Genomic DNA, 2108 nt, shown 5'->3' with positions numbered 1-2108 from the left:
AACTTTTTATTTTGGGGACTTATTGGACAGCCCCATTTATTTTAACCTTTATTTAGCTACTTGAATCCTTTCTGACTAAAATGTTATTTTATTCGTTTGCATATAGAAAAAACAATACTTAACTTATTAACTAAACCCTATATGAAATAAAAGTAAAAATGCCAATGAGACAAAATATAATCGCTATTGCAAGAATTGACCACAATAGCACCTTTAAATATTTTGGCAATTAGCTCACTCCTTATCTCAGATATAGTAAACCTATAGTTATTTTACTATATTTTTTTCTTTTATTGGTAATAAACGGCACATTATTTGGGGATTTTGGTATTTGCTATTGTTTTGAGAACGAGAAATTACTTCAAAAAAATCGTTTGTAAGCTTTTATGTATATTCTTATTCGAACTACATCTTAATTATCAAAAGCTGAAATTATAAAAAATGCTTTGCAAGAATATAAACTGATACATCGTGAAAAGTGGGGCGATAAAATTAATTGTTACGTTCTAATCTTGCGAGTTAAGAACAAGTATGTAGAATAGAGCGAGTCAACAAATAGAGTTGGCTCGTTTTTATTTTAGTTTACCATAAATAAGTTATGTTTTTAATAAAACCATGTGAATAAGTTTTATCTGAACGTAGTGGGATATAAAAGGCGGAGGGGTATGATAATAAATAGTATAATTGCGGAAGCACCGCTCCTTTTCAGCGGATGAAAAAATTTTAGAACTGTTTGTTAGAACACTAGTTATGATTTCCGAGAGGTTTAAGGTTAATACTCAAAGTTTATATAGTTTTTTAATAAGACATGCTGAATCTAAAAATAAACGGATTAAATTTGTCGTAGCTACACGAATAGTTTTTTTACCGCAGTTTGATAACTATGAAAATAAATGGGAATATATTCTTTCAATTCCAAAGATACCTCCTAAGAAGGATTCTATGCGTGTATTTCGTCTAGTTATTAAGCATAGAATTGATGAAGTTCCAGATGAATTAAAAAAAGAAGTAATTAATGTAATGAGAAAATTTCTTGATAAAGAAAATTTAGTTGTAGATACTCACAATCTATTTCTAGATATTATCGAGCAATTGAGCAATAGTACAGAAGATTTAAAAACACGACTGTACAAATAGAGGAATTTTTAAACCTGATGGTAAACTAGTATAGATCACACCTGGTAACTACTCAGGGCATGCCAAATGGACCGCCTCAAGCGGTCTATTTTTATCACGAGAAAACAAACGTCCCTTCTAACATTTTCCGAAGAGAGGCCAAGATACCGAACGCTTGTTTCCAAACAGTGGACACAAAGGTTTGTGTCCGACAAAAGGCTCTGGCTCCTTCTTCACTACAAAACAATCCCGATATTTTTTCCTTTACTCGCATCATGCGCAAATCCCGTTCCGCTTGGTTGTTGTCAAATGAAATCGCTGTCTCCCTGAGAAAACGAAGGACTTTGTCTCGATGAAGCTGGAGGCGATCCAACAGGTTACGAGAAGGTGATTGCTTTTTGCTCCCCTTCTTTTTTAATGTCTCAGGGGAGAATTGAACCGGATTTTTCTCACACCCTTCTGCGCTGAGATTATCAAACCGAGCTTCCAATGTCGTTATCTCCTGGTTGGATGGAGAAATGCCTAGACTTTCATTCTCTTCTTTTGTCCGTTTCATTTCAATCAGAAGGTCATGTAATGACTTTGCCCAGTCTTGTTGCTCATGTTCATGTAGAAAAGTCAGTTCTCGCAAAATATGAGCGTTACAGAGCGCATGTGAACCGTTCGTACAGGGAAAGTAAGCTTGCCATGCATCATGAATGGCTGTTCTGGCTATTCTTGTTGACCTGTCTCTCTAACTCTGTAATGCGGGCTTCTAACCGAGCAATCACCTTTGCTTGTCTTTCTATGATTTGAAGTAAATCTTCACGAGAAAGTGTATCAAGCGCCTTCATAATGAGCCTCCCCCTTGCCTCTTATTTCTTTTATCCTACTATATACATGTACTCAAAGCGATCCATATCTGTTTCTACATTTACAAAGGGGATTGAGTAGTTACCATGACTGATACAAAATAAAAAAGCCAAGGGTGTTGATTATCCAGTATGATCCAG

Annotated in this window: 3 protein-coding genes; 1 reads left to right on the top strand and 2 read right to left on the bottom strand. The window is 35.1% G+C overall.

Features of this window, described 5'->3' with window-relative positions; all coding sequences use genetic code 11:
• The first annotated feature begins 750 nt into the window (after positions 1–750).
• Positions 751–1137, top strand: coding sequence for a hypothetical protein (locus HMPREF0083_RS23030; protein WP_021624293.1), 387 nt, complete (start codon positions 751–753; stop codon positions 1135–1137).
• 94 nt (positions 1138–1231) lie between these two features.
• On the opposite strand, the gene HMPREF0083_RS27575 is transcribed toward HMPREF0083_RS23030, so the two are convergent.
• Both HMPREF0083_RS27575 and HMPREF0083_RS28500 read right to left on the bottom strand, forming a co-directional pair.
• Entirely contained in the window at positions 1232–1816 is a 585-nt protein-coding gene (locus HMPREF0083_RS27575) for an IS66 family transposase (protein WP_245191373.1), read from the bottom strand.
• A complete protein-coding gene (locus HMPREF0083_RS28500; protein WP_021624291.1) occupies positions 1809–1949 on the bottom strand; it encodes a DUF6444 domain-containing protein in 141 nt (46 codons plus the stop codon). The genes HMPREF0083_RS27575 and HMPREF0083_RS28500 overlap by 8 nt, the downstream gene beginning before the upstream one ends.
• Between the last annotated feature and the right edge of the window lie 159 nt (positions 1950–2108).

It is taken from the genome of Aneurinibacillus aneurinilyticus ATCC 12856, assembly GCF_000466385.1.
GTDB classification, from domain to species: domain Bacteria; phylum Bacillota; class Bacilli; order Aneurinibacillales; family Aneurinibacillaceae; genus Aneurinibacillus; species Aneurinibacillus aneurinilyticus.
This window is presented reverse-complemented; position numbering and strand designations above follow the sequence as displayed.